At 33.7% G+C, this 26884-nt stretch carries 21 protein-coding genes and 1 tRNA gene; 5 read left to right on the forward strand and 17 right to left on the reverse strand.

What is annotated here, in order from left to right:
- Window positions 1–21: 21 nt before the first annotated feature.
- The 3 genes from ACFS5M_RS09015 to ACFS5M_RS09025 all read right to left on the reverse strand — a co-directional run bounded on the left by ACFS5M_RS09015 (window position 22) and on the right by ACFS5M_RS09025 (window position 2482).
- Window positions 22–1218: a DegT/DnrJ/EryC1/StrS family aminotransferase gene (locus ACFS5M_RS09015; protein WP_183488029.1), complete on the reverse strand. Its 1197-nt coding sequence runs from the start codon at window positions 1216–1218 to the stop codon at window positions 22–24.
- A 101-nt stretch (window positions 1219–1319) separates the two neighbouring features.
- The gene (locus ACFS5M_RS09020) at window positions 1320–1781 is read right to left on the reverse strand and encodes a thioredoxin family protein (RefSeq protein WP_183488031.1); all 462 of its coding nucleotides are present in this window, start codon (window positions 1779–1781) and stop codon (window positions 1320–1322) included.
- Between the two features lie 71 nt (window positions 1782–1852).
- Window positions 1853–2482, reverse strand: coding sequence for an NAD(P)H-dependent oxidoreductase (locus tag ACFS5M_RS09025; RefSeq protein ID WP_183488033.1), 630 nt, complete (start codon window positions 2480–2482; stop codon window positions 1853–1855).
- Window positions 2483–2659: 177 nt separating this feature from the next.
- Between ACFS5M_RS09025 and ACFS5M_RS09030 the strand changes: the two genes are divergently transcribed.
- Window positions 2660–2744: transfer RNA gene (locus ACFS5M_RS09030), tRNA-Ser, on the forward strand.
- A gap of 150 nt (window positions 2745–2894) precedes the next feature.
- Here ACFS5M_RS09030 and ACFS5M_RS09035 read toward each other — a convergent pair.
- From ACFS5M_RS09035 to ACFS5M_RS09100, 14 genes are all read right to left on the reverse strand, one after another.
- Window positions 2895–3467: a phosphatase PAP2 family protein gene (locus ACFS5M_RS09035; RefSeq protein ID WP_183488035.1), complete on the reverse strand. Its 573-nt coding sequence runs from the start codon at window positions 3465–3467 to the stop codon at window positions 2895–2897.
- A 222-nt stretch (window positions 3468–3689) separates the two neighbouring features.
- The gene (locus ACFS5M_RS09040; RefSeq protein WP_183488037.1) at window positions 3690–5639 is read right to left on the reverse strand and encodes an LTA synthase family protein; all 1950 of its coding nucleotides are present in this window, start codon (window positions 5637–5639) and stop codon (window positions 3690–3692) included.
- 127 nt (window positions 5640–5766) lie between these two features.
- The gene (locus ACFS5M_RS09045; RefSeq protein WP_183488039.1) at window positions 5767–7014 is read right to left on the reverse strand and encodes a sensor histidine kinase; all 1248 of its coding nucleotides are present in this window, start codon (window positions 7012–7014) and stop codon (window positions 5767–5769) included.
- 3 nt (window positions 7015–7017) lie between these two features.
- The gene (locus tag ACFS5M_RS09050) at window positions 7018–7692 is read right to left on the reverse strand and encodes a response regulator transcription factor (RefSeq protein ID WP_183488040.1); all 675 of its coding nucleotides are present in this window, start codon (window positions 7690–7692) and stop codon (window positions 7018–7020) included.
- 271 nt (window positions 7693–7963) lie between these two features.
- Complete coding sequence (locus tag ACFS5M_RS09055) at window positions 7964–8917, reverse strand: phospholipase D-like domain-containing protein (protein WP_183488042.1); 954 nt, start codon at window positions 8915–8917, stop codon at window positions 7964–7966.
- Window positions 8918–9088: 171 nt separating this feature from the next.
- Complete coding sequence (locus tag ACFS5M_RS09060; RefSeq protein ID WP_183488044.1) at window positions 9089–12211, reverse strand: type I restriction endonuclease subunit R; 3123 nt, start codon at window positions 12209–12211, stop codon at window positions 9089–9091.
- Complete coding sequence (locus tag ACFS5M_RS09065; RefSeq protein WP_183488046.1) at window positions 12211–14001, reverse strand: DUF262 domain-containing protein; 1791 nt, start codon at window positions 13999–14001, stop codon at window positions 12211–12213. Before ACFS5M_RS09065 ends, ACFS5M_RS09060 begins: the two co-directional genes overlap by 1 nt.
- Before the next feature lie 20 nt (window positions 14002–14021).
- Window positions 14022–14408: a hypothetical protein gene (locus ACFS5M_RS09070; protein ID WP_183488048.1), complete on the reverse strand. Its 387-nt coding sequence runs from the start codon at window positions 14406–14408 to the stop codon at window positions 14022–14024.
- Window positions 14409–14452: 44 nt separating this feature from the next.
- The gene (locus ACFS5M_RS09075) at window positions 14453–14632 is read right to left on the reverse strand and encodes a hypothetical protein (RefSeq protein WP_183488050.1); all 180 of its coding nucleotides are present in this window, start codon (window positions 14630–14632) and stop codon (window positions 14453–14455) included.
- Window positions 14633–14640: 8 nt separating this feature from the next.
- A complete protein-coding gene (locus ACFS5M_RS09080) occupies window positions 14641–15924 on the reverse strand; it encodes a restriction endonuclease subunit S (RefSeq protein WP_183488052.1) in 1284 nt (427 codons plus the stop codon).
- A complete protein-coding gene (locus ACFS5M_RS09085; protein ID WP_183488054.1) occupies window positions 15921–17426 on the reverse strand; it encodes a type I restriction-modification system subunit M in 1506 nt (501 codons plus the stop codon). The genes ACFS5M_RS09080 and ACFS5M_RS09085 overlap by 4 nt, the downstream gene beginning before the upstream one ends.
- 456 nt (window positions 17427–17882) lie before the next feature.
- A complete protein-coding gene (locus ACFS5M_RS09090) occupies window positions 17883–20282 on the reverse strand; it encodes an HYR domain-containing protein (RefSeq protein WP_183488056.1) in 2400 nt (799 codons plus the stop codon).
- Between the two features lie 216 nt (window positions 20283–20498).
- A complete protein-coding gene (locus ACFS5M_RS09095; RefSeq protein WP_183488058.1) occupies window positions 20499–21533 on the reverse strand; it encodes an endonuclease in 1035 nt (344 codons plus the stop codon).
- Window positions 21530–22588: a hypothetical protein gene (locus tag ACFS5M_RS09100; protein ID WP_183488060.1), complete on the reverse strand. Its 1059-nt coding sequence runs from the start codon at window positions 22586–22588 to the stop codon at window positions 21530–21532. The genes ACFS5M_RS09095 and ACFS5M_RS09100 overlap by 4 nt, the downstream gene beginning before the upstream one ends.
- A gap of 227 nt (window positions 22589–22815) precedes the next feature.
- Here ACFS5M_RS09100 and ACFS5M_RS09105 point away from each other — a divergent pair, with 227 nt between their 5' ends.
- From ACFS5M_RS09105 to ACFS5M_RS09120, 4 genes are all read left to right on the forward strand, one after another.
- Window positions 22816–23601, forward strand: coding sequence for a DUF3108 domain-containing protein (locus ACFS5M_RS09105; RefSeq protein WP_183488062.1), 786 nt, complete (start codon window positions 22816–22818; stop codon window positions 23599–23601).
- A 5-nt stretch (window positions 23602–23606) separates the two neighbouring features.
- Window positions 23607–23936 (forward strand): FUSC family protein, encoded by a 330-nt coding sequence (locus ACFS5M_RS09110; RefSeq protein WP_183488064.1) that lies wholly within the window; start codon window positions 23607–23609, stop codon window positions 23934–23936.
- Between the two features lie 47 nt (window positions 23937–23983).
- A complete protein-coding gene (locus ACFS5M_RS09115) occupies window positions 23984–25021 on the forward strand; it encodes a M28 family peptidase (RefSeq protein WP_183488066.1) in 1038 nt (345 codons plus the stop codon).
- Between the two features lie 134 nt (window positions 25022–25155).
- Complete coding sequence (locus tag ACFS5M_RS09120) at window positions 25156–26718, forward strand: M28 family peptidase (RefSeq protein ID WP_183488068.1); 1563 nt, start codon at window positions 25156–25158, stop codon at window positions 26716–26718.
- Window positions 26719–26884 lie beyond the last annotated feature (166 nt).

A 26884-nucleotide genomic window follows, 5' to 3' on the forward strand; every position in this document is an offset into this window, starting at 1 on the left:
GTAATCTATTTTTTGTAGAAATTATTTGAACACAGAAGTAATTGCTTTTACCATGAGCTCAGCTCGCGTTTTAACCTCAGCTTCAGTCCATGACAATTTAATCAAGCAAGAGATATTCCGTCCAATATAATGGTCAGAGGCTTCAAAGGTTTTCGTTTGAAGGTAGGAAAGCCCATCAATAACCTCTTTAGATAAAGGGTACAGCGTTTTAAGATCTTTAAGGTGTTGCCACTCACGAATATAATGCCAACTGTTATCGTAATAATGAAAACAGCCATCAACTCCTGCCTCTTTTAAAGCCGCTGAAGCTTTTCTTGAAATTTCTAAGTCTGGTAAGAAGAAACTTAAAAACGAGTAACTTTCTTCGCCACCTTCTGGGACTGTTCTAAATTTTAGATCAGAAATTTGAGAAAGGGCTTCTCGAATAATAGTATAGTTTTTCTTTTGAATGGCAACAAACTCATCTAATCGCTTTATTTGTGCTAAGCCAACAGCAGCATGTAATTCAGAGATTCTAAAGTTATAACCCAAAAACGGATGGCTTTCTGCGCCTCTATCGTTACCTATATGATCATGTCCATGATCTGAAAAATGATCGGCATGCAAAGCATACTTCGGATTATTAGTGAGCACTGCACCACCTTCACCAGCGGTTATTATTTTTACAAAATCTAACGACAAACACCCCAAATCGCCAATACTTCCTAGAGGTTTTCTGTAATAAGTTGCACCAGTTGCTTGTGAAGAATCTTCAATCAGGATCAAATCATTAGCATCACAAATACGCTTTAAAGCATTCAAATTCGCCATACTCCCACACATGTGCACAGGCATAATAGCTTTGGTTTTAGGCGTGATTGCTTTTTCAACAGCCTCAGGATTCAACGTGAGTGTATCGTCAATATCAACCAAAATAGGAACAGCGCCAAGCATCATAATCGCTTCAAAGCTAGCCACAAAAGTAAATGTTGGCATAATCACCTCGTCACCTGCTCCAATTCCAGCGGCTGCTAATGCAATAGAAACCGCAGCTGTTCCGCTAGACACCAATTGTGCATGACTCACTTGTAGTTTTTCTTCAAGAGCCTTTTCTAACGATTTTGCTTTCCAATGTCCGTTGCGCATCGCATCAAAGCCATAACGCATAAGCACACCATTATCTAATACATCATTTAACTCTTGACGTTCTAAGTCTCCAAATAATTCAAATCCAGGCATAAAATTGAGTGAAAATTTATCTTCAAATTTACAATTAAAAAAAAGAATAAAAAAAGCGTCAATGTAATTATTGACGCTCTTAAAATATCTATAAAAAAGGTTTAATAATTTTCTAATATTGAATCTACAAAGGCATAATGTCTATCGGTTTCTCTTAAAAAAGTATAACCAGAAAGTTCACCAAGCACAGCACCTTTAGAGTTTAGTGCCACAATATTAGGATAACTCCCTCTGCTGTTATATTGTCGAACCAAATTACTGTTTTTTGCTTTTTGTTCTTTCGTAATAACATCGACCTTCCTTGGCATATCAACCATTAGCAAGACCATACCTTTAGCCTTTTCTTCAAACTTAGTAGAGTTAAAAAAATCTTGTTTCAACATTTTACAAGGCGGACACCAATCACTTCCAGTAAAATAAACCAAAATGGGCTTATTCTCTTTAGACGAAATAGCTTTAGCCTCGTCTATATCAGTTAGCCAATTAAGATTAGATACATGTTCTTCTTGAGCTGAAACATTAAAAACTAGTGCACAAACAAATAAGAGGAATAGGTTTTTCATTTTGATTTGATATTGAGGGTTTCACAAATGTAATTATTTTTTATGATAACAACAATCTTGCCATCTTATTGTTAGTATGTTATGACAGCGTCAGAAATTTGCTTTCTAACTTTTTTAAATGAAGCAAACCTATCATCATCAGACCTGTACCCAATAGGCAATAACAGTACCGATTTTAGGCCTTTTTGTTGTAGCTGAAGAACCTCATCATATTTTTTGGGGTTAAACCCTTCCATAGGGCAGCTATCTATACCTTCAATAGCGCAAACCGTTAATATATTTCCCATAGCCAAGTACGCTTGTTTAATGGCCCAATTTTCAATTTCTGTTTGGTGTTTATTAGAAAAATCTTCAACTAAAAAATCTTTAAAAGGCTCAAGAATACTATCGGGAGTGTTTCTAATGGTTTTAATTCTATTAAAATAATTAACAATATACTCAGCATCTATTTTGGTCTCAATACAAAACACCAAAACATGTGATGCCTGAGCAATTTGCTCTTGGTCCATAGAATGTTCTACCAATTGCGTTTGCAGGGCTTTATCTTGAAGCACCACTAATTTTATAGGCTGTAAACCGTAAGAGCTTGCAGTTAAATTAAACGCTTTATACAGAATGTTTAATTTATCCTCTTCAACACGTTTATTAGCATTAAATGTTTTGGTAGCATATCGCCAAGATAAATGGTCAATAATATTCATAGGTATTGGAGTTTAGACAAAAATAATATTTGAAGATGAGTTAATAACTAAGTTCAGGATAAATTTATCTTATAGTTATAAAACTTAAAGGAATAAAATTTCATTTTTTATTTGAAAGAAGTAAAAAGGATTCTATATTTGCATCCGCATTCAGGGAATACCTGATGAGGCACTCAAGGAGAAATGGCAGAGTGGTCGAATGCGGCAGTCTTGAAAACTGTTGAGGGTCACACCTCCGGGGGTTCGAATCCCTCTTTCTCCGCAAAAGAAACCCATAACGAAAGTTATGGGTTTTTGTATTTTATAAAGTAAGCCAAGGGTACCTTGAGCGAAACGATTGATAGTTTATATAGATTTAAAGTTTAGAAAAAGCCTTTTATTTTATTAATTAATATCATTATACTCGCATTACTTAAAATTTATATATTAATCCTACCATATAATCATTGTTGTCAGATGAAAATGATAATTTAAAGTGTTCTTTTTGAAATGATGTTGTAAATAAATAAGTACTTCCAATACCCACTAAAGCTCCTCCAATAACATCAAACCAGTCATGCCGATCATCTAAGCCCTCAACACGACTATAGGCTACAAATCCTGCTACAGCATAAGCAGGAATTCCATACTTCCAACCATAGCGCCTTTGTATAAAAGAAGCTCCTTGAAAGGCTAAGGAGGTATGTCCTGAAGGAAAAGCTAGTCCATCTGTCGCGCCATCTGGTCGGTCTTTATTTATAGAATATTTCATAATATATGTAGCTCCTAAATTTGCACTAAAACCTTTAAGATATTGCCATCCGCCTTCTTTATCTCCATTCATTAGAATTAAAGTAGCAGAAGCTACCATAGGTAAAAACTGCCCTACATCTCCCATTTGTTGAATTGTACGCTCTATTTTTATTTCCTGAGGTGAGTCTTCCTCTTGTGCTCTTACATAACAAAATGAGAAACAAATAAACACTATAATTCGGATTTTAAACATCTATTTGAAATATTAAATTTACAATTAAACCTATTTATTATATAAGGTTATAACTAATTACAATAAAAATACAGGTCAATTCTTAAGAAAATTTTAAGCAAGTCAAATAGCTTAATTCATTTGCTGATAGCCTTTGAGTTTTTTTATTAGGATTAAAATGTTTTTGAAGAAAAGATGCGTATAAATTATGTTTTCCAGAACCCTTTAAATAATCACTCCGTTTTAATCGTTACTCGTTACTTCTGGTAACCTATACTCCAATTTATTATACGATTGTGAAGCTAATACAATATGGCTAATCGCATCACGAACAAGACTTTGATCAATATTGTTTTCGAGAATTAAAGCATCATCCTTAGTGACTTTAAACTGTAAGGCTTCTTTCCCAGGTTGTAGCACAATTAAATCTTCTCCATTTCTAAAAGCATTTGTAGAATGAAATTGCATCATGGCTCTTCCTTTTATAGAATCATTAAGTGTAAAGATATTCCTACCTACCATAGGTGTTTCAATATCAACACCTATTAAGTCAAGTAAGCTTGGTGGAATATCTATTTGTGATAAAAGCTTATCATAAGTCATTCCCCCATCAATATTTGGTGCTATAATTAACGCTGGAATATGAAACTTATTTACAGGAATCAAATCGTCTCCCCAGGTTCTGGTGTTGTGATCTGCTATTATTATAAATACAGTATTGTTATAATATGCTTCTTTTTTTGCTATTTTAAAAAATTCTCCAATAGCATAATCGGCATATTTAATGGCATTATTTACTGTTCCTTTTGGTTTGTCATAGAGTTCAATTTTATTATCTGGAAATTCAAATGGTTCATGATTAGAACTAGAAAACATTAAAGAGAAAAATGGCTTTCCTTGATACGATTTATAAAGCTCATTTCCTTTTCTTACCAGAGACTCATCTGAAACACCCCATGTACCCTTAAAATCACATTCTTTTTTTGAGTAATCTCTCTCATCTATAATGTCATCAAAGCCATTACCATTAAAAAAAGAAGCCATGTTATCAAAATTTGAAGAGCCTCCATACACAAAACTAGTTTCATAGCCTTTCCTTTTTAGTGCATCTGCTAAAGAGAAAAAGCCGTTTTGAGATTTTCCTAACTTTACAACACTTCTAGAAGGTGTAGGAAGAAATCCTGTAGTAACAGCTTCAATTCCTCTAACACTTCTTGTGCCAGTTGCATATAAATTAGTAAATAACAAACCTTCATTTGATAACTCATCAAAATTTGGTGTTAATGGAAGTCCACCTAACACACCAACATATTCTGCGCCCAAACTTTCCTGTAAGAAAATAACTAAGTTATATGGTTTTTCTCTTTTATGAGTGCTTTCCTGAAAATGCAATAGAGGGATTTCAGAATTAGTAAAATCACTAGTTTCAGCAGTCATGTATTTCTTTACTCTATTTAGAGCTTCTTCACTTGGCACACTGCCGTACATCTTAATCATATCCTCTTCATTTTTCAAAGAATAAACCGCAAAGCCAACTGTATAGAGTGAATTTAAGGCAAGACTATTAACAAATTGATTTTTTGAAAACACAGCATCACTTGCGTTAATTGGCCGAACAGACGTAAGACTTGATCGCAATCCAAAAAACAACAAAAACAAAACAGGAATGACCATCTTTAACTTAAAAGCATAGGACGTTTCTTTTCTTATTAAAAACCATGTTTTCGACTTTTTAACTAAAAAGTAAAGACTTGCAATTAAAATTGCAACAGCCACAATTATTATCCATAAAAACCCTTTAAATAACATCGTTAAGACTTCTTTTGGGTAAACTAAATATTCTACAAAAAGGCGATTTGGCCTAGTGTCGTACTGTATTAAAAAGTTTGGTGTTGCCAATTCCATAAACAACAAAAAAAACAAACAGACAATAAAAAAGAAGCGTATAAATTTCTCTAATTGTGTTAAAAAACGGAAAGGCATAAATAATATGAGTACTGTTGGTAAGATAGCCATATAAGACATTAAAATAATATCCATACGCAATCCTATTGGGAAAAGTAACCAAAAGTTTTTTGTTTCAATGATTCGAGGCATGAACCCAATAAAAAGAATGAATCGACTTAAAGTTGTTATTAATAATCCAATTAAAAAAAAGTTAATAATTGGCTTTAAAAAATCTATTTTTCTCATTGTTTTATTCCTTAATAAGGAATAAAATTAAAGGGCAATTCTAAATTAAATCTTAAGTTTTATTGATGCTGTGAAAATTTTTAACGGACTAAATTTAAACGCCACTAATGTAATAAGTGGTATTTTTTCAATGAAAACTCACAGAAAAGGAATGCTTAAAGTCTTTATACTCATAGCCTAAATCGAACTTATAGAAATCACAAATCCTTTTTACAATGGCCAATCCTAACCCAGTAGATTCAGTACTAGTGTTTTCTGTATAAAACCTATTAAATATTCTTTCTGGATGCCCAATAGCCTGTTTGCCTTTATTAGAGACAACTAAAGTATTAGACGTTGTAATTATTGAAATCTCATCATTCTTATCACTATGTTTAATAGCGTTCGAGATTAAATTATTAATAAGAATATCTGCAAGAAAAGCATCCATTGGCACTATTAATTCATTAGTAATTAAATGAGTGATGTTATCGATTTCCATCTCTTTAAAACTACCAATCTTCTCTTTAAATAGATTTGTAAGATTGACATTTTCAATATTTGCAAATTGATTATTATCAATCTTCGAAAGAATAGTTACTCGTTTATTGAGTTGCTTAAGGCGATGAATATCTTTTTGAATCGACGTAATTTGTTCGAACTGAGTATCATTAATTGATTTCTCATTAATGATATTATCAATCTTTGCTTGAATTATTGCTAAAGGGGTTTGCAATTCGTGAGAGACATTCTCTGTAAATTGTTTTAAATTTAGGTAATCTGACCGTACCTTGTTCGTTAGCGTTTCAATTTCAACTTTTAATTCAGAAAACTCTAAAATATCACTTTCAACCAACTCCAATTTATGATTTGAGGTCAATGAAAACGATTTCATTTGTTCTAAATTTATAAAAAAAGGACGCCATAACTTAATATTTCTTGCAGTATTAAAATAATACAAAAACAAAAAAGCAAGTACAATAATAACAATGTAAGAAAAAACGATAGCAGAAAGAATATCTTCAGTTTCTACAATCATATCTCGCACTGTAATTTGATAGTTTTTATTGTTAATCGTTTTAAACGTTGAAAGCTCTCTAAACACTTCCATTTCATCTTGTGAAGGGTCGTATATAATGGTATCTTTTAAAATGTCTTTTCTTAACCCCTCTACATTTAGTATTTCTATAATTGGAGGCAAATCATAATGAGCCTCTCCTTTGGTCATGCGCTCTACAATTCTGGCTTCTGTTGAGTAAAGTGCTTCTTCAATCTCTTCCTGTAAAAGGTTTTTGGTATAAAAATAAAGCACTACAGAACTTAGAATGGCTAAAACTAAACCTGTTATAAGGAAGGTTTTGGAAGTTTTCTTTATTAGATTTGTTTTTGTTCCCATTAATTATTCATCAATAAACTTATAACCACTGCCATAAGCCGTTTTTATATATTTCCCTCCTTCAGCAGTTAGCTTTTTACGTAAATTATTTATGTGCACATAAATAAAGTCAAAATTATCAAGAAGATCACTATCGTCGCCCCAAAGATGTTCTGCAATCATGCCTTTTGATAACACTCTACCTTTATTCGAAATAAAAAACACTAGCAAATCGTATTCCTTTTTTGTAAGTCCCATTGGTTTTTCATTTATATATGCGACTCTAGACTTTGTATCTATTTGTATTTCATTAAATTTCATAATCTCATCGCCACCATAAGTACCACGTCTTAAAACGGCATTTATACGAGAATTAAGTTCTGCCAAATGAAAGGGTTTTGTAATATAGTCGTCTGCACCTAAATCTAAGCCCTCTAGTTTATCGGTTAAAGAATTATTTGCCGAAATGATAATAACACCAGTTTTTTTTTTATCTTTTTTAATTTCTTTAAGCACGTCTAAACCACTTCCTGTAATTAAATTGATATCAAGTATGATGACATCATAGTCATAAATCGCTGATTTTTGAATCGCTTCATGATAATCTGATGCCACTTCACAAACATGACCATCACGCTTTAAATAAGTGACTATAGATTGCTGTAACGCTAGCTCATCTTCAGCTATTAAATATTTCATCGCTTTAAATTTAAGGCTATAAATTTAACCCTATATTCTAAATTAATTCTTAAGATTTAATATAACCTTACTTTATTTCCTGTAATAGTATACTCCTATTTGATTTTTCAATCCTATATTTAAAATAAACAAACCCACTATAAAGCTTGCACCTCCTTTTAGGCAATGCAAAAATCAACATTAAGACTAAGCACAACCAAACACCAACACCACTTGAAATTCCGACAACGTCGGAACCAACTTTAAGCAGAAATCATCCTCCTCGAATAGTTTATTTATTTGCTAATTCCCTATACTTATTAATAATCGCAGTAATACCTTCGTTATATTTTGCATACTTTTTTTGTTGATTATTTTCATCACTCCAATCAAAATTATCATGTCTATAAAGGAATAAATCTTGATCTAAACTATTCCAATAATATTTAAAACCATGAAATTCGAACTCATCGTATACACTTTCCCAAGCTGTGTATAACTTCTTTAAATCTACTTCCTCCAGATTAAATGTGATTGCTATTCTATTATCTTCAAAAACGACATCTACCTTATCAAAAAAGTTATCGCATTTTGCATACCACTTTATAGTAACACTCCCTTTTATAACAATTCTCCCAAAATTGTTTTTATCAATATTTTTGAAAGGTTTAAATTTTTTATTTAAAAAGGCTTTATTTAATCTATCGCAAAAATCTCTAGCTAACTCTTCATCCGTTTTAATAATATCAATTTTGAAAGCAGACTGTTTCGCTTTTTCACTTGCTTTTTCTAAACTAGCACTATTAATTATCTGTCGGATTTCTAATATAGCATCATCAAAAACCTCTTTTCTATCCCTATTAATAGTATTCTTATCCTCTTCAATAGAATGCCTATGCATTAGCATACCCATTTCTCTATTATTTTTTTCAGAATACTCATAAAGATTCATAGAGCCTGTAATAAGTAAATCGCCATTGTAATAACATTTACAATGCACATTGGGGTGATGCAATAGGTTTATATTTTTAAGTAGTAAAAGCTTATTTTTTTCGTGTTCTGATAATTTATTTTCTCTATAAATTAATGTTATTTCTACACCATTAGTATCAGCTTCATTTAGAGCATTTATAATGTTTTCTGATGTTTGTATATATGGAACTATTAAAATTAATTCTTTTTCGCTTTCTTCAATTAATTTAGGTATCCAGTGGTTTAGTTTTTGGGTATTTAAAAATAATGCCATTTTTTACTTCAATTATTCTAACTCTATTTTCTTTCCTATACAAGATTTCTTAATTATACCTTTACCTCATCCAACAACACCTCAGTACTACCACCACAATCCAACTACTCCAACAACTCACCTTCAAAAGCTTTCGCAATAATGTCTTATGGTAAGCTGTCTATTTTCATATCAACTTTTAGTTAACACATCTGCCAACAACTCACTTTGCTCTAATACTTTATCGGCTTCTAATTTGGCTAAATCTGGCGGATAACCGTATCGCATTAATATTTTCTTAACCGTTAATCTCAATTTAGCTCTAACGTCATCTCGCTTACTCCAATCTACAGTGGCATTTTTACGAATAACATCTACAATAACATGTATTAACTCCTTCATTTTTTCGTCATCCAACATTTTTGTGGAATCGTTCTGTGTCAATACACTATAAAAAGCATATTCTTCTGGAGTTAATCCTAATTCTTCAGATTTATGGTCTTCCAATCGCATGTCTTTTGCAATAGCAGACAATTCTGCTAATACTTGGGCTGAATCTATTTGATTGTTATGATAGCGCTTTACTACAGATTCTAACATTTCAGAAAAGCGTTTGCCTTGCGCAATATTTTTTGTTTTACGCACTCTCACTTCATCTGCCAACAATTTTTTAAGCAACTCAAACGCCACATTTTTTTGTTGCATGTTTTTAACTTCCAACAAAAACTCATCGGATAAAATCCCTACAGATGGGGCTTTTATTCCTGCGGCTTCAAATACATCTATGACACCTTCACTAGATAAGGCATCATCTACTATTTGCTTAATCGCTGTTTCTACTTCGAAATCTGATTTTATGGTATTACCAGTAAATTTATTTAACCTAGCTTTTACTGCTTGAAAAAACGCAACCTCATCTTTAATTTTATTGGCTTGCGGACTAGGAATAGACATGGCAAACAACTTAGACAGCAATGTTACTTCTTTAAGAAAACGGTCTTTTAATTTCTCGTTTTGCAACACAAAATTTTGTGCACCTAGTAGAATCTGAAGTTTTGCATTGGTGTCTAGTTTAAAATAAGATCTGTAATCATAGCCAAACAAAATTTGTTCTACTACTTCAAACTTTTCTAACATACCAGCTATAGCTTCTTTTATATCTACAATAGGTGTGCCTTCACCACCACTTTGTAAATAGGTTGCCATCGCGTTACGTAAATCTTGACCTATACCAATATAATCGACTATTAAACCTCCTGGTTTGTCTTTATAAACACGATTTACACGTGCTATGGCTTGCATTAAGTTGGCACCTTGCATCTTTTTATCAATATACATGGTATGTAAATTTGGCGCATCAAAACCTGTCAACCACATATCTCTAACAATAACCATTTGCAAGGGGTCGTTTGGGTCTTTAATTCGAGCTGCTAATAGTTTTCGTTGTGTTTTTGTGGTATGATGTGGTTGTAAAATGGCTTCATCATCACTGGTACTTGTCATAATCACTTTTAAAGCGCCTTTGTCTAAATCTGTATGATGCCACTCTGGACGTATGGCTACAATCTCGTTATAAAGTTTTGCACAAATCTTACGACTCATACTCACAATCATCGCTTTACCTTCGAAGACTTTCTGTCTGGCTTCAAAATGACTCACCAAATCTGTAGCTATGTCTTTTAATCGGTCGTCTTTACCAACAATTTTTTCTATGGCTGCACTTTTAGTCTTTGCTTTCTCTATTTGATCTTCCGTTGCACCTTCTATAGCATCTATTTGGCTGTCTATAGATTTAGTAACTTCTTCATTCAATTTAATTTTTACCAAACGCGACTCGTAACTTATAGGCACTGTGGCGCCATCATCGACTGCTTGTTTAATATCGTACACATCAATGTACTCTCCAAAAACTGCTGGTGTAGATTTGTCTTCCTTTTCTATGGGTGTTCCTGTAAATCCTATATAAGAAGCTTTTGGTAAAGCATCGCGTAAGTACTTAGCGTTTCCGTACCTAATTTCAGAACCATCTTCTATCTCAACCACACGTGCTTTAAATCCGTATTGACTGCGGTGTGCTTCGTCTGCAACCACAACAATGTTTGTACGTTCTGATAAGGTATCAAACACATTGCCTTCTTCTGGCGAGAATTTTTGAATGGTTGTAAAAATAACACCTCCGCCAGACACATTTAATAATGCTTTGATGTGGTCTCTACTTTGTGCTTGCACAGGTGTCTGACGTAACAAGTCTTTACAGTTCCCAAAGGTGCTAAACAATTGGTCGTCTAAATCGTTTCGATCTGTTAGTACCACAATAGTTGGGTTCTCCATTTGTGGATGCGTTACTATTTGACCAGAATAAAACACCATAGATAAGGACTTACCAGAACCTTGGGTATGCCATACTACACCTACTTTACGGTCACCTTCTTTACTATCTGTAGCTCTTATAGTTTGCGCTACTGCTTTTTGTACTGCGTAATATTGATGGTAAGCAGCGACTTTTTTAATTTTTACTTGAAAAATTAAGCCTGTGTTATCATCCTTTTTTTCTTCTTGCTCAAAAACGGTACAGTAGCGAATGAGTTCTACCACCGTTTTTTTATTGAGCATGTATTCGGTTAGAATTTGTAATTCTGTTCTTGGGTCGTTGTCTATTTTTTTTGGTGCTTTCCAAGAGAGAAAACGTGAAAAAGGTGCTGACACACTCGATGTTTTAGCATCTATACCATCACTAATAACACATACACTATTGTAATAAAAAATGCTTGGCACAGCGGTTTTATAGTTTTGAATCTGTTGGTAGGCTTTGCGTACCGTTGCATTTTCGTCTGTAGCATTTTTAAGCTCTATAAATACTAAAGGCAATCCGTTAATATAAATTACTACATCAAAACGTTTTTCGTTGTTGTTTTCTTTAACTACTAATTGATTGACTACCCAAAACTGGTTGTTTTGTGGCTGAGCAACATCTAATAGTTTTACATTAATCCCTTTAGTCCTGCCTTCTTTATTATACTCTACCGTTACACCATTGGTTAACAAGGTATGGAAACGCTCATTGTTTTCCATAAGGTCTTGTGTACCAAGGTTGACTATTTTTTGGTAGGCTTCTACTCTAGCCGATTCTGGAACGTCTGGATTTAAATGACGTAAGGCATGCTTTAATTGCTGCTCTAACAACACAGAATCAAAACCTTCACGTTGCGGATTATCACTATAAGGTGCAATGGCTGGACCATAATGATAGGTGTAACCTTGACCTACTAACTGGTCTATAAAGACTTGTTCTATGTTGTCTTCTGATAGTTTCATTAAATTAAAATAGGTTCTTGATTCACAATAATATTTGAAAAATCTAAATCTAATATTTGTTCAGCTTCTTTAAAAAACCATTTCCATCTATCTTTCATTGCATCATCATTCCAAAGTTGATTGTACTTCTTATTTTCATAATTGTGCATAATACTTTGCGTAATCATAAATGCTGTTATCTTATCATCTTTATCATCATATTTCCCTTTTCCTTTATAGATTCCCATTTTAACCGAAAATGGATTATTACTGGCTTCTATATTCTTTTTGCCTCCCAATAAAGTAAGATTTCCTACACTATTTAACCATTTACCAGCTAATTCATTTGATACGTGATTCCACTCATCAAATTTATTATACTTAACAGGTAAGATATGTTCAAGATGTAAATCTTTACTTAATGGTACATAAGATAATTTACTATCATCTGTTACATTATACTCCATTAAAAGTAACAATGGTTTAATCCACGGTTCATTTGCTACATGTTCTGATGTTAAATATCGAGATGCTAAGTTTGTAATACCATCTGCATCTAGCTTCTTATCTAACTCTTCTTTTATATATTCTATGGATTTTTTCTCTTTTATCCATCGAATCATATTAAAAGAGGTTTGCTTTATTTGAGACAAAGTTTTTCCTGCTATCCAATACAAATAATAAAAACGTCTTAATTCTACTTTTAAGTCTTCATAGCTTTCATAATTGCTATGTAAAGCTGTCATTAAAATACTTTTCCAGTACATCGACCAACGGATATACCAAAATGAATATAATACCTTATCATCTTTATCATGTATATCTGTTAGATATGTATTTGCGAAAACTTTTATATCTCCAATTAAAGTGTTTGGGTCTTTATCTTTAAAAGCATTTTGCAATTCATCATATAAGGACTTTTTAGGATTCTGCCCAAGCGTATAATATTCATATATAATAAATAAATCGTTTAGATTTAAGTCGCTACTTTTAATGGTTTGCTCCATTTCTCTCCAATCGGAAATGAACTGTTCTTCTTTTATTTTAGAAACGTCTTGGTTATTTTTATGTGTATTGTATAATTTTTCTAAGAGAAAACTTTTTATTAAATCGGCTGCTGTTAAATCCATTCCTCTGTCGTTTAACACTTGAAAAAGTTTTATCGCAAACTCTCTATTTTTACAATCAATTCTAATAATTTTTACATTATTGAATAAAAAATTAATAAATTTTTCGGCTTCTTTTAAACCTATAGCTTCTAGTCGCTGTCTAAAAATTACAGCAGAATTCATAAACTTATATTTAGGTTCTTCGTCAGTACGTATTTGATATTTATACGGCTTTCTTAAACTTAATGTATCGCCTTTTAAAATAAGACTTTCAAAATCTGAACTATGCTGTGCATGTGTAAATAATTTAAGCCTGTTGTATTGTCCAAATTCCGCTATAGAATGTTGTATGGTATGTAACTTAACAACAGTTTGGTCTATTTCTTCGTCTTTATTTAGATCTGGGTACAAATCTCTAATTACACAAAACAAAATCATTAACGTTGTTAAACGTTGTTGACCATCTACCACATCTGAATATGCTGTGTTTTCATTATCTCTAGGTTTAGCAGTAATAACAGAGCCTAAAAAGTAGTTACTTTCTTCATTTATATACGCATCATAAATATCATCCCATAGTATTTCTACCTGTTCATCTTCCCATTTATAGGGTCTTTGGTATTGCGGTATTTTATATTTTGCATCTGCATTACCATATAATTCTTTAATTGATAGGCTGGATGGTTTAAATGGTTCTTCCATAATGTATATCTAATATGATTCTAATAATTATACTTTTCTATTAATCCTTCTTCTTGCATTTTACCTACAAAAAATGGTGCGTTTCCTGTAAGGTTAGATCCATCTTTTCTTACTTGTCCATCATTTTTTTGTGCATAAATTATTGCTCCAGTAATATCTATAAAAAATTTCAGTGCTTCTCTACCTAAACCAGCTCTTTCTATAGGACTAAACATTCTTGCTAAAAGATATCGTTCTTCTCTTTCTGAATAATCAATAAATTTGAATTCATCTCCTATTTTATTTCCGTTTTCACTAAACGTGATTGAATTATCCCACTCATCAAAAACTAATGTTATTATTCTTCCATCGTAGATTTGATAATCTCTTTCAAATTCTCTGTCCGCAACTAATTTTATATTTGCCATATCTTCTTTAATAATAAATAGTCTAAAGTTTTTGAAACGATAACTTATTTTTGTTTTGATAGTATATAAATAAACAGAATCACTCCAATTAACCAAAACCACCAAGGAATACTATCTAAAAAACGTTGTAATGCGTCTAAAGCATCGAATACAATACCACCCACAACTCCTAGAACAACAATCGCCATTATTATAATTAATATTGCTTTTAAAGTATCTTTCATAATTAAGTTTAGGTGTTATTATTCTCAAACCCATTAACTCTTATCTCACCACGCATTAACTTGGGTAATAAAGCATCTCTGGTTTTACTTAATGATTGAATCTGTGTCATGTTAGTTAATATTTTTTTATAAAAATCTTTAACTAATTTATTAAACTCCTTTATTAAATCTTCTTGCGGTATTATTATTTCTAAGTTTTTAAAATCAGTAGAGTTTATTCCTGGTATCGCTGCTTTGCCTCCAATATTTTGAAGCTGTTTCTTACAATAATAACTATTAAGCCATTGGTATAAATAAAAGCGCTGATATTCAAATTTTGGTTGTACTCTAAAAACATGTTCGTTTATACAGAATACTTTAAAAGGAAAACCCTCTCCAAACATTGAAAATTTAGGAATAAATGTACCAGGTGTTCCTCCATCTTTATATACCAAAATATCATACTCTTTAACAATTCCTCTATTCATTTTCTTAAAAAAATCTATTGGAACATATTTTGTTTTTGAATAATCAAAATTTGTAATTCCTCCAATACTTTCGGCACCAATACTTGGGATACCTTCTAGAATATTTCCTACTCCTCCTTTTGGTCTTTTACCACTTTCTAGCTCTCCAACTAAATCTTCTATTTTCCCAACACGCAAACCCTCAGGCAGTTCATCTCCAATTTGGTATTTACCAAACCATGCTGCAAAAATAGTTTGTGCGGTTTGTTCTAAGGTTTGGTTTTGTGCGCGTAGGTTTTCTATTTTATCATCAAAAGCGGTTAAGACTTTGGCTATGGCTTTTTGTTCTTGGATTGGTGGTAATTCTAACAACATTCCTTTCAAGCCAACAATTGTTAATGCCTTTTGCGCAGAACCAATCATTTGTGATTCTAATTTATGCTGCCCAATTCTAGAATTAAAAAAGTAACTTAAATATTCCGAATCAATCTTATTTGTAAAATTTCTGAACCAAATTAGATTTCCATCCTTAAAATAAAAATCCGATTCATTTTTTACTAAATATGGAATACCAGCTCTTTCACCAACAGCAGACAAAAGTATATCTCCATTTATAGGTGAACCATGGCTGTTCTTTATATCATTAAATCTTTTAGGACTTATATACAAAGGATTTGATATTACTTCACCTTTAGACTTCTCAATAGTCTCTTTAGATCTATAAAACGGTATGCCTTCAGGAACATAATCAGCAGCAAATATTCTTTTGCTTGATAAAATTTCAACGGTTTCTCCTAAAGAACACTCCAACCAACCATCAGGTAATTCATTATCTACGCTACTCATAATCTAAACCCAATATTAGCCAGTTGTGTTTTAATTTCTTGGTTTAGGGCTTCCTCTTGTTGCATTTGTTGTTGTAAGGTTGCGGTAAGGTCTGCCATTTTGGTTTCAAATGGGATGCCATCGTCTTCTTCGTCTGGTATGCCCACGTAACGTCCTGGTGTGAGTACGTGCTTGTGTTTGCGTATAGCGTCTAAGTTGGCACTTTTGCAGAAGCCTTTTATGTCTTGGTAGTCACCTTCTTTTTTCCAATTTAAATAGGTCTCTGTTATTTTAGTGATGTCTTCTTCTGTAAAATCGCGGTGTACTCGGCTTTTCATAAAGCCCATTTCTGAGGCATCGATAAAAAGTACTTCGTTGGTGTTGGCTCTACCTCTACGCAAGTACCAAATACAAGCAGGAATACCTGTGTTGTAAAACAGTTGTTTTGGTAAGGCTACAATACACTCTACCAAACCTGCTTCTACTAAGGCTGTACGTATATCGCCCTCGCCAGAGGTGTTAGAACTTAAAGAGCCATTGGCTAAAACGGTTGCCATAACACCGTTTGGCGATAAATGGTAGAGCATGTGCTGCATCCACCCAAAATTGGCATTCCCATTTGGTGGTGTGCCATATTGCCAACGTGTATCGTCTTGTAAAATGTCTATGCCCCATTCTTTTTGATTAAATGGTGGATTGGCTAGTATATAATCGGCTTTTAAATCTGGGTGTGCATCTTTAAGAAACGAGCCTTCGGTATTCCAAGCGACGAACTTGCTGTTAATGTTACGTATGGCAAGGTTCATTCTTGAGAGCTTCCAAGTGGTTTGGTTGCTTTCTTGTCCGTACACCGTAATGTCTTTTATATTACCAGAGTGTGCGGTTACAAATTTCTCACTCATAATAAACATACCACCAGAACCAGACGCAGGATCGTAAATACGCCCTTTGTAGGGTTCTATCATTTCTACCATAAGTTTTACAATGGCTTTTGGCGTGTAGAATTGTCCGCCTTTTTTACCTTCGGCATTGGCAAATTCACCCAAGAAGTATTCGTATACACGACCAAAAAGGTCTTTAGAGTTTTCGTTTTCGGCTTGTAATTCGGTATTGGAGATTAAATCGATAAGTTCACCTAAAGCGGTTTTATCTAAGTTGGCTTTACCGTAAACTTGTGGTAGTACGTTTTTGAGTTCTTTGTTTTCTTTTTCTACCGCTTCCATAGCTTCATCAATAGTTTGACCAATCGATGGAAGTTTTGCTTGTGCGTGTATGTGACTCCAACGTGCTAGCTTTGGAACAAAGAAAGTGTTTTCGGCAATGTACTCGTCACGGTCTTCGGCGTCAGAGTACTCGTCTTTTAGAAGCTTTTGGTACAGTTCATCAAAAGATTCAGAAATGTATTTTAAAAATATGAGTCCGAGAACGACGTGTTTGTACTCGGCTGCGTCTATGTTTTTACGCAATTTATCTGCGGCTTTGAACAGGTCTTGCTCAAAGGTGTTTTTATTTTTTTTGCCCATTCAGGTAAATAATATATTATGTGTTTTGTAAAAATAGAAATTCTTACAAGAGTTAGTTATAATTAATCGTAAAAAGGAAGAGTTTAAATATAGGACTTTTATTAAAATCTAAAAAGAGATTCTATAAAAAACACCAAAGCCATTCCCTTGATGGTTTCTATCCATTAGGAAATACACTTTGGTGTCATTATCCATCACAAAGGATTACAACTCCAATGCTGAAATAACGCATCAAATATATAACTTTTACTTTTTCCTGCATTTTTAATGATGCAATTAACAACAAACAACTCAACACCCAACACCTCAACACCAAACACCTCAACACCTCAACACCTCAACACCTAAACAATTAAACACCAAACACCTCAACACCAAACACCTCAACACCAAACACCTCAACAAAAAAAAAGAGCAACATTTTATGTTGCTCTTTTTTTTTAAAATATCATGGACTTAGTATTTCACAATACGCTTCGTAATACTACCATGTTCAGAAACAATACGCATTAAATACAGACCATTTGCAAATGAAGAAAGGTTAATTTCTTTATTCGTTGTCATGTGCTCTAAATTAACCGTTGTAATGATGCGTCCGTTTAAGTCTATTAACTCGGCAGAAACTAATTTTATCTGGCTGTTATTAGACAGTACAATCTTATCTGCGGTAGGATTAGGTGTTAAAGAAATATCATTTAAACCTAACTCAAACGAATCGACACTTAGTGTATTATCATTAACCGTTAAATTAAACGAACATGTGCTGGTTCTTCCGTTGCTATCTGTAGCCAAATAACTTATTGCATGAACACCATCGGCTAAACTAGTTCCTGGCGCAGGAGTTTGAACAACACTAGCAATACTACAATTATCTGAAGCCGTTACAGAACCACCTGCATAATAATCAGGAAGAGTAAAATCACCAGCACTATCGACAGCAAAATCAGCAAGGCAGTTTACCGAAGGATCTTCAGCATCTTGAATAGTCACCGTAGCATCACAAGTGGCTACATTTCCTGTATTGTCTCTTCTATTTAAGGTCACAGTATGTGTACCAATATCAGTACAATCAAAATTACCATCAAATAAGCTTGCTGTAGTATACACAATATTTCCGTTAAACACATAAGGATTAGCAATTCCAGCAAAGGGGTAAGCACTATAATACCCTTCATAAAACTCAAGGTTAGAATCGCTTGTCCATAAGGTTCCTAATGCGCTTCCATTTTCAAAAATAATATTAGAGCCATCTGAAGCAAAAATAGCAAATGCTACGGTTTCACCAGCAGCAATATCGATGCCTAATGACAAGTTTAATGGAGTTAGTGAACCTATTGGGTTCGCCATTAATGTTGTACTACCAACTAAGGTCCAATCACCAATAGTAAATTGAGAGCCTTCAAAAGATCCTGCTTTATAATATACTTCGTAGCTATGCGATTCTATTGATCCAATATTGGCATGAATATCGAAAGAATTAACTGTAATAGGATTAATTGCTTTAATATTAAACATATTACCAGGTCCGCCAACTTCAACTCCTGAAGCAGACACTAATGACACCTCTTCAAAACCTATAGTTAAATACTCCGAATCAAGGCCACAGTTACCAACAGCAGAACCACCATCGATATGTGCAGTTGTAATTGTTGCATTTCCTGAAGTATCTAGTGAAATGGTTGGACTAGAACAAATCGCAGAAAGAGCCACATTATCTGACACGGTTACCGTTGTTGTACAAGTATTTGTAAACCCGTTAGGATCTGTAGCCGTTAAGGTTACCAATTGATCGCCAATATCTGAACAGGTAAAAGAAGATGGTGTTGCCGTAAGAGTAATGGTGTCGCCATTAGGATCTGTAGTTCCTCCATCAATATTAGCACCAGTAACAGAAACGGTTCCGCCAGCACCTAAAACAGCACTATAGCTACTACAAACCATTGTAGGTTGAAACAAATAAGCTCGTGTATTATTTGGGTCTTCTTTTCCCATATAAAATCGCATTCTATCTTCTGCATCCGAAGAAAAGTTGGTGCTACAAGAAAAAGGTTGGTTATAAGACATGATCTGAGTAGGATCTGCTGCGTAAGGGTCGCCATTAGCATCTGTTCCAGAAGTATAAGCACATGTCCCTGAATTGACATCTCCAAAGGTATGGTAGCCATCGGCTGGAGTGTCACATAATAAATCACCTGCAACACCACAGTTAGAACCATTTACAAGCTCTACAGCATAAGCCGTTTCAAAAGTGTGTAAGAGTCCAAAATAGTGTCCCATTTCATGAGCAACTGTCGTCCCATTATCACTTGCATTATTGTTTACAATCACAAAATAATCGTTAGGTAAATTCCATGGAAATCTAGCATAACCTCCAATAGAACCTCCACTAGATCCATAAGCAGTATCTACAAAATAAGCATTAACCACGTTAGGCACATTGTTTAACTGCAGTATGTTATCGCCTTCAGTATAACCAGATCCTGGATCGCCATTGGTTCCTAAAACCATTAAGTCTGTATTATTAATATAATTTATAGGTAAAATATCGAGAGTAATGCCATAAGGTAAATACTTGTCTCTAGCCGCAATAATATTGTTTATGGCATTCGTTACATTTGGTCCACCAGTCCCAGCATCTGTTCTCACAATATGCGGTTGAAAAGGCACTGTAATTAAACCTGTTGGCGTCACGTCTGCACGTCTTAGGATTTCAAGGTCTTCAATAAGTGCTCTGGCTTCATCTGGTGTAATGTCTGGCATACCACATGGCATTTGAGCATTTATTTGCAATGAGCAAAAGGATAAGACCAATGCAAAACAAATGTTTTTAAAGTTAAATGGTAATGTTAAATTCATAATGGTTAGTGTTTTTGTTTAATTAATTAAGTACAGGATTGTTCTGTATTTTAGCGTAAAACGAAACTAAAACTTTTAAACCACTTATAGCAGAATAGCACTTATTTTATATCAACAAACTAATGTTAATATTAAAATTTTAAATGCTTGATAGTGTCCAATGAATCGTTTAGAGCATTTATACGTTTATAGAAATACCTCTTTTTAGACGCTCTTTTAATTGAACATTCTTTGCGCCAGAGTAGCATCTATAACAAAAGGATTGCTATTACCTTGATAGGTTTGAATGGCATTATTTCTATCGATTTCTATCTGGTCAACAGGATCGCTGATATGCCATTGCAGCAATATGGTTTTCATAGCCATAAAAAAATCTTCATTGGCGTAAGAAGGATAGGTATTGATATTTACCGAATTATAAATTGTATAATAGTAAAATAGCGCTCTAGCAATATCGCCTTTTTTAGCTTCTCGTGGTTCTAAAGCACATTGTTGACTTATGCCAAGTGAAGGATATGAAGCCTCATTATCTTTTTCAGAATAATCATCTCTATTACTTGTAGGAATGCTTGTCATTTCTTGGTCTAAATAATACCATGTTTCTGTATCAGCATCAACAATTTCATTAAACGGACAATTTCCTCGACTTGAATTCACTTCAACTCTAGAAGGAAAAATATTAAACATATCACTTGTTCCTGGCTCATCGCCTGCGCCCATACTTTGAGGAAAAACATGTTCTGTATTAATTCCTAAATTAAAGGCATGTACAGAAGGATCTGGATCTGTAGAGTAATCCATTATAATCGTAAATCCAGAATAGATTCCTTTTAACTCTTGCGTGCTTGGGTCAACATCAATACTACTATAAAGCACATCTCTAGCATAACTATAACCCAAAGTTTGCGCTGGTGTATAGTTGCTTTGTAAGCAATTTAAAAACTCCGATAAGGTTGTTGCGTTTTCACAAATAGTTTCAGATTGCTGATTTACAATCGCATGCCATCTTATGCCATCAAAAATATTTAATCGATTAGAATCTGTGTTAAAAATAATAAGGCCTTTAGAAGCTGTTGTGGTTGATAATGCATCTCGCTGAGCGGAATTCATTCGAGGCGGAAGCATGCCCTTAGCATTGCTTTCTACATCTAATGCTGAAGAAACATTAGGTGTATTAGTTCCGATTCCAACTTGTGAAAACAGATTAGAAGCCATTATAAATATGAAAAATAGAACGGACAAATTTTTCATAAGCTATTGACTAGACCTTTGGTGTTGGCATTCGGATTTGAGCCCCAACCTCCTGCTGCGGTACGTTCTATGGATCCATTCGCTGAAGTTGCATTCGATTCAGCAAGACCAACATCTGTGCTTGTCGCTCCAGAAGCGATTCCATTTGAAGCTGTAAATGTGCCTTCGTAGCTTATAAATTCTATAAGACCAGAAGGACCACTTAATGCTATACCATCTGGAGCACCATTTTGTATACTAATAGCATCCCAAACATAATAGCAATTTGAAGCGTCGCAGGCTTGGGTTAAATTATCTAAAGTTTGGGTTAAGTAAGCCGTTTGTGTAGATCCATTATAAAGCGAAACGGTATATTGAGATAAATCTGCTGGCTGGTTGGCCAAGCCTTCAGTAATTCTAATTTCTACAAATTCATTGACATCAGTAGACACATTATCATAATGAAACTCATTTATTCTAGCCACATTAGATGTTGTACCAATGGCTCCTAAATAACTGCTTCTAACTTCAACACCAGTTAAAGCCCCAGTGGCGGCTACAGGAACTACACCAAAGCTTAAATATTTACCATTGTCGCTTGCACCAATAGTATAGGTCAAACTTGTCGCGCCACTTATTGCAATTTCGTTTGTCCCCGAAGCATCATCGGCGCTATACCATTGATAAATCGAAACGTCTTCTAGATCAAGTTCATTATCTGTATAAACATATTCTGCAGTTAAAGTACCTCCAACACTTAGCGTACCACTAAAAGTTACATTGGATGCCATAGGTACTGTATTAGTGGTCGGACAATATATATTCTCCCAACCTGTGCCATTATACACTTGCAAGCATTGCTTTGTCCCATCAATAAGATAAATTAATAAGCCTGTAGCTGGAGAAGGAATAGCGTCGCGTTGAGAGGTATTCATTCTAGGCAATAATATGCCTCCTGAAGTCGATGAGATATCTAATACAGCGGATGAATCTGGAGAAGTTGTACCAATTCCAACTTGTGATTTAGCACTAACAGAAATCATTAGCACGAGAAGGAGTAATTGTAATCGTTTCAATATATCTTAGGGTCTTATACACAACAAAGGTAACTTATAAAATTCATACAAAAAATAGTTTTTTTATGGCGCCTAAATATATCCTTCTTATTATTGCATTTTAATTATTGAATAGTGATTTCATAATTGCTTCAATAATTTTATTTCATTTAATCTTAGATTAATTTTTATTTTAGGCACAATTTATGATTAATCAAACGTTATTAATGATTATATAAAAAACATCTATGAAATATTTATTCTTCATTCTAACGCTTTTCTTAACGGCATCTGTTAACGCGCAAAATAATGCCTTTCAAGCTGGGGAAAAACTGGTCTTAACAGCCTCGTATAACATGTCTGGATTAATGACAGATCTTGCCGAAGTTCGTATGGAAACAAGCGAAGTAAACACCTCTAAAGCAACTTTACTCCGTTTAAAATGCACAGCAACAACTTATAGCAAATGGGATAATTTTTTTAAAATTAGAGACATCTATGAAAGCTATGTAAACCCACAAACACTGGCGCCATACTTATACCAAAGAGATATAGATGAAGGTGGTCATTATAAATTTGTGAAATATAATTTTGATTATAAAACACAAACAGTAAAAAGCCTAAGACGTCAAAAAAGCGAAAATTTTGAATCTGGTTTTTGGGATAGAAATGACAACATCAAATTTAACCCAGGCACTAAAGATCTTGTAAGTACCATATATCATATCAGGACTTTAGATATACATAAGGCGAGTATTGGCTCTACAGATTCATTTACTGTTTTGTTTGACAATAAGGAAACTGTCGTTTCAATAACCCTTTTAGGAAAAGAAACACTAAACACACAAATAGGAAGTAAAGCCTGTTACAAATTAGCCATCCGCATTAACAATAGCAACGTTCTAAAAGGCAATAACGCTAATGTGCTTTGGCTGACAGCCGACGAAAATAAAATACCTGTTTTAGCCAAATTTGAAGTTGCCGTTGGAAGAGGTGAATTAAAAATTAAATCTGCTACTGGATTAAAAAACTAAGACCTATGAGAAATCTATTCATTATTCTAGGAACTATTGCTGCTATACTCGCTGTGGTTCTATCGGCTTTGCCTCTATTTAGTATGGCATTTATTCCTGCAATTGCTGCTTTAATTTTTGGATTAGCAGCTTTTTATATTTCTAAAAAGCAAAACCAATCTAAAAAAAGTGTTCAGCTTATATTTTTATTAACCATTATTGCTTTAGTCATTTCTACTTATAAAACAATTTTTAACGAAACTGAAGTTGGTAATACTGAAGAGTTAGAAGTCCGCGAAGAGCAAGTAAAAGATAATGCTTTAGAAGAACTTGACAATATTGAAATAACCGAATAGTTCATTGCCTTTTTTTCTATATATTTGATGCTCAAAAAAATAGGCTTATGAAGTTGTATTATTTTCTTTCAGCATTTATCCTCATTGGATCATGTGCTGAAGTCAGGTATACTACTAAAATTGAAAATCTTAAAAAAAATATTATAATCGTTGATAGTGCTCTTGTTCAAAAATACGCTAAAACAATTACTGCTAACGAATTAAAAAGGCATCTTTATCAATTTGCTTCAAGAGATTTTGAAGGTAGGTTTACAGGTGAAATTGGACAAAAAAGAGCTGTGAATTTCTTAAAATCTTATTACCAAAAAGAAGATATTAAGTCCCCAATTAACGACTCTGTTTACTTCCAGAAAATTCCAAAGAGTTTCTTTCCAGATGAAATTGATGCTACCGAAAATGTAGTCGCCTATATTAAAGGTTCTGAAAAGCCTGAAGAACTTCTAATTATTTCTGGCCATCATGACCATTTAGGTTTTGAAGATGGCGATTTACATTATGGAGCAGACGATAATGGCTCTGGTACTGTTGCTATTTTAGAAATGGCTGAAGCCTTTAAACAAGCAGAGTTAGATGGTCATGGACCAAAACGAAGCGTGCTTTTCCTGCACTTAACAGCTGAAGAAATCGGACTTCAAGGCTCTTTATACTATACACAAAACCCTTTATTTAAATTAGAGAATACAATAGCAAATTTAAATATCGATATGATTGGTAGAGTTGACAGTTCACATAAAGACAACCCAAATTATATTTATATAATTGGAGCAGATCGATTAAGCAAAGAGCTGCATTACATTAACGAAAAAGTCAACAACAACTTCACAAACATAACCTTAGAATACAAGTATAATGATGAAAACGATAGTAACCGATACTATTCTAGAAGCGATCATTACAACTTTGCAAAACACAATATTCCTGTCATTTTTTATTTTAATGGTGAGCATGAAGATTATCATCAACCTACAGACACACCAGATAAAATAAATTACGAACTGCTTGAAAAAAGAACTCAACTTATTTTTGCTACAGCTTGGCAATTGGCTAACCAAGAAAACAGGCTTTTAATGAACGTTGATTTTTAAACAGCATCATGCTGTTAAAGTTTGTTAAAAAAAATAGCTTTCTCAAAGTGCTAAATGGCTTTTTTGTAATTTCGGAAATTATATGCATTTTCATATAAAACACAAATTACCAACCAAATACAATTCAAAATAACATGAAAAAATTACTAGTCGTTCTTGGTGTTTCGAGTATGATTTTATCTTGTGGTTCTTCACAAAATAAATCTACAGCTGAAGCTTCATCTACACCTCAAACCAAAGATGTTACTGCTTATGCAAATAGCATTACTTCAGCAGAATTAAAAGAAGCCTTATACATTTATGCATCCGATGAGTTCGAAGGCCGAGAAACTGGTCAACCTGGTCAAAAGAAAGCTGTTGAATATCTTAAAAACCAATATATAGACCTTGGGATTCCTTCGGCGCAACCTAATAATGATTACTTTCAAGAAGTCCCTTTACAAGTTTTAAAAGTCCCAACGGTTCAGCTTATTGCGAATGGTAAAACCTATACTGCAATGGACGATTACATGTCTGTATTGTCGAGTCAAGATGGCACTTTTAAAGCAGATGATATTGTTTATGCAGGCTATGGTATTGATGATGAAAAATACTCTAGCTATAGCAATTTAGACGTTAACGGAAAAATAGTCCTTATTAAATCTGGTGAACCTAAAAATGCAGATGGAAATTTTGTGATTTCTGGAAATAGCGAGGCTTCAAAATGGTCTAATTTTAGACAAGCTTATGCTTCAAAAAGAGATGCTGCTAAAGATCGTGGCGCAAAAGCTGTATTATTTTACTATCCTGAAATCTACGAAATGGCAAAAAGACGCTTTGCAAGTTCTAGAGGTAGAATGAGTGTTAAAGGAAAAACCGAAGATTTTTATTACTTCTTTATCACTGAAGGCTTAGCAAAATCTTTATATCCAAATCTTGATACTTCCGAAACTTCCGAAACGGTTTCTGCAACCCTTAGTATCGATTATAAAAATGATGCTACCGATTTTGAATCTGAAAATGTTGCAGCCCTTATTAAAGGAAGCGAAAAGCCAAACGAAGTAATTGTAATCTCTGCACATTTAGACCACGAAGGTGTTAAAGACGGAAAAATATATAATGGTGCAGACGATGATGGTTCTGGAACTGTTGCAATGCTAGAAATTGCAGAAGCGTTTAAAACAGCTGCAAAAAACGGACAAGGTCCTAAGCGCTCTATCCTGTTCTTACATGTTACTGGTGAAGAAAAAGGCTTACTAGGTTCTTCATATTACACAGATGTCGATCCTATTATACCCTTAGAAAATACCGTTGCAAATCTAAATATTGATATGATAGGTCGTACCAATCCTAAGCGTGAAGGTGGCGACAGAAACTATGTTTATCTTATAGGAAGCGATAAATTAAGTACAGAACTTCACAACATTTCAGAAGCCGTAAATTCAAAATATTGTAACGTAGATTTAGATTACACCTACAACGACGATAACGATCCTAACCGTTTTTACTACAGAAGTGACCATTATAATTTTGCAAAAAATAACGTTCCTGTTATCTTTTATTTTAATGGTACACACGACGATTATCACCAACCAAGTGATACGCCAGACAAAATTGAATACGATTTATTAGAAAACAGAACGCGATTAATTTTCCATACAGCATGGGAATTAGCAAATCGCGACAACCGCATTATTGTCGATAAAGCAACGAGATAGTTTTTTTTGGGCGTGCCTCTTGTAGTGGTCACTACAACAGTCGTGCTTTACACTATATCTTTTGTTTTTTTATGCTGCACTACAATGCAGAAACTAGTTCACAAAACAAAAGGATGCCGTTGCAATCACTCACGCAAAACCGCTTCAAGAATAACTTGAAGCGGTT

This window comes from Lacinutrix iliipiscaria (genome assembly GCF_042686125.1).
In the GTDB taxonomy this organism is placed as follows: domain Bacteria; phylum Bacteroidota; class Bacteroidia; order Flavobacteriales; family Flavobacteriaceae; genus Oceanihabitans; species Oceanihabitans iliipiscarium.

Excerpts from the sequence above, each read along its gene's own strand:
- ACFS5M_RS09015 (WP_183488029.1), bottom strand. The coding sequence starts at position 1,218 with ATGCCTGGATTTGAATTATTTGGAGACTTAGAACGTCAAGAGTTAAAT.
- ACFS5M_RS09020 (WP_183488031.1), bottom strand. The coding sequence starts at position 1,781 with ATGAAAAACCTATTCCTCTTATTTGTTTGTGCACTAGTTTTTAATGTT.
- ACFS5M_RS09025 (WP_183488033.1), bottom strand. The coding sequence starts at position 2,482 with ATGAATATTATTGACCATTTATCTTGGCGATATGCTACCAAAACATTT.
- ACFS5M_RS09035 (WP_183488035.1), bottom strand. The coding sequence starts at position 3,467 with ATGTTTAAAATCCGAATTATAGTGTTTATTTGTTTCTCATTTTGTTAT.
- ACFS5M_RS09040 (WP_183488037.1), bottom strand. The coding sequence starts at position 5,639 with ATGAGAAAAATAGATTTTTTAAAGCCAATTATTAACTTTTTTTTAATT.
- ACFS5M_RS09045 (WP_183488039.1), bottom strand. The coding sequence starts at position 7,014 with ATGGGAACAAAAACAAATCTAATAAAGAAAACTTCCAAAACCTTCCTT.
- ACFS5M_RS09050 (WP_183488040.1), bottom strand. The coding sequence starts at position 7,692 with ATGAAATATTTAATAGCTGAAGATGAGCTAGCGTTACAGCAATCTATA.
- ACFS5M_RS09055 (WP_183488042.1), bottom strand. The coding sequence starts at position 8,917 with ATGGCATTATTTTTAAATACCCAAAAACTAAACCACTGGATACCTAAA.
- ACFS5M_RS09060 (WP_183488044.1), bottom strand. The coding sequence starts at position 12,211 with ATGAAACTATCAGAAGACAACATAGAACAAGTCTTTATAGACCAGTTA.
- ACFS5M_RS09065 (WP_183488046.1), bottom strand. The coding sequence starts at position 14,001 with ATGGAAGAACCATTTAAACCATCCAGCCTATCAATTAAAGAATTATAT.
- ACFS5M_RS09070 (WP_183488048.1), bottom strand. The coding sequence starts at position 14,408 with ATGGCAAATATAAAATTAGTTGCGGACAGAGAATTTGAAAGAGATTAT.
- ACFS5M_RS09075 (WP_183488050.1), bottom strand. The coding sequence starts at position 14,632 with ATGAAAGATACTTTAAAAGCAATATTAATTATAATAATGGCGATTGTT.
- ACFS5M_RS09080 (WP_183488052.1), bottom strand. The coding sequence starts at position 15,924 with ATGAGTAGCGTAGATAATGAATTACCTGATGGTTGGTTGGAGTGTTCT.
- ACFS5M_RS09085 (WP_183488054.1), bottom strand. The coding sequence starts at position 17,426 with ATGGGCAAAAAAAATAAAAACACCTTTGAGCAAGACCTGTTCAAAGCC.
- ACFS5M_RS09090 (WP_183488056.1), bottom strand. The coding sequence starts at position 20,282 with ATGAATTTAACATTACCATTTAACTTTAAAAACATTTGTTTTGCATTG.
- ACFS5M_RS09095 (WP_183488058.1), bottom strand. The coding sequence starts at position 21,533 with ATGAAAAATTTGTCCGTTCTATTTTTCATATTTATAATGGCTTCTAAT.
- ACFS5M_RS09105 (WP_183488062.1), top strand. The coding sequence starts at position 22,816 with ATGAAATATTTATTCTTCATTCTAACGCTTTTCTTAACGGCATCTGTT.
- ACFS5M_RS09110 (WP_183488064.1), top strand. The coding sequence starts at position 23,607 with ATGAGAAATCTATTCATTATTCTAGGAACTATTGCTGCTATACTCGCT.
- ACFS5M_RS09115 (WP_183488066.1), top strand. The coding sequence starts at position 23,984 with ATGAAGTTGTATTATTTTCTTTCAGCATTTATCCTCATTGGATCATGT.
- ACFS5M_RS09120 (WP_183488068.1), top strand. The coding sequence starts at position 25,156 with ATGAAAAAATTACTAGTCGTTCTTGGTGTTTCGAGTATGATTTTATCT.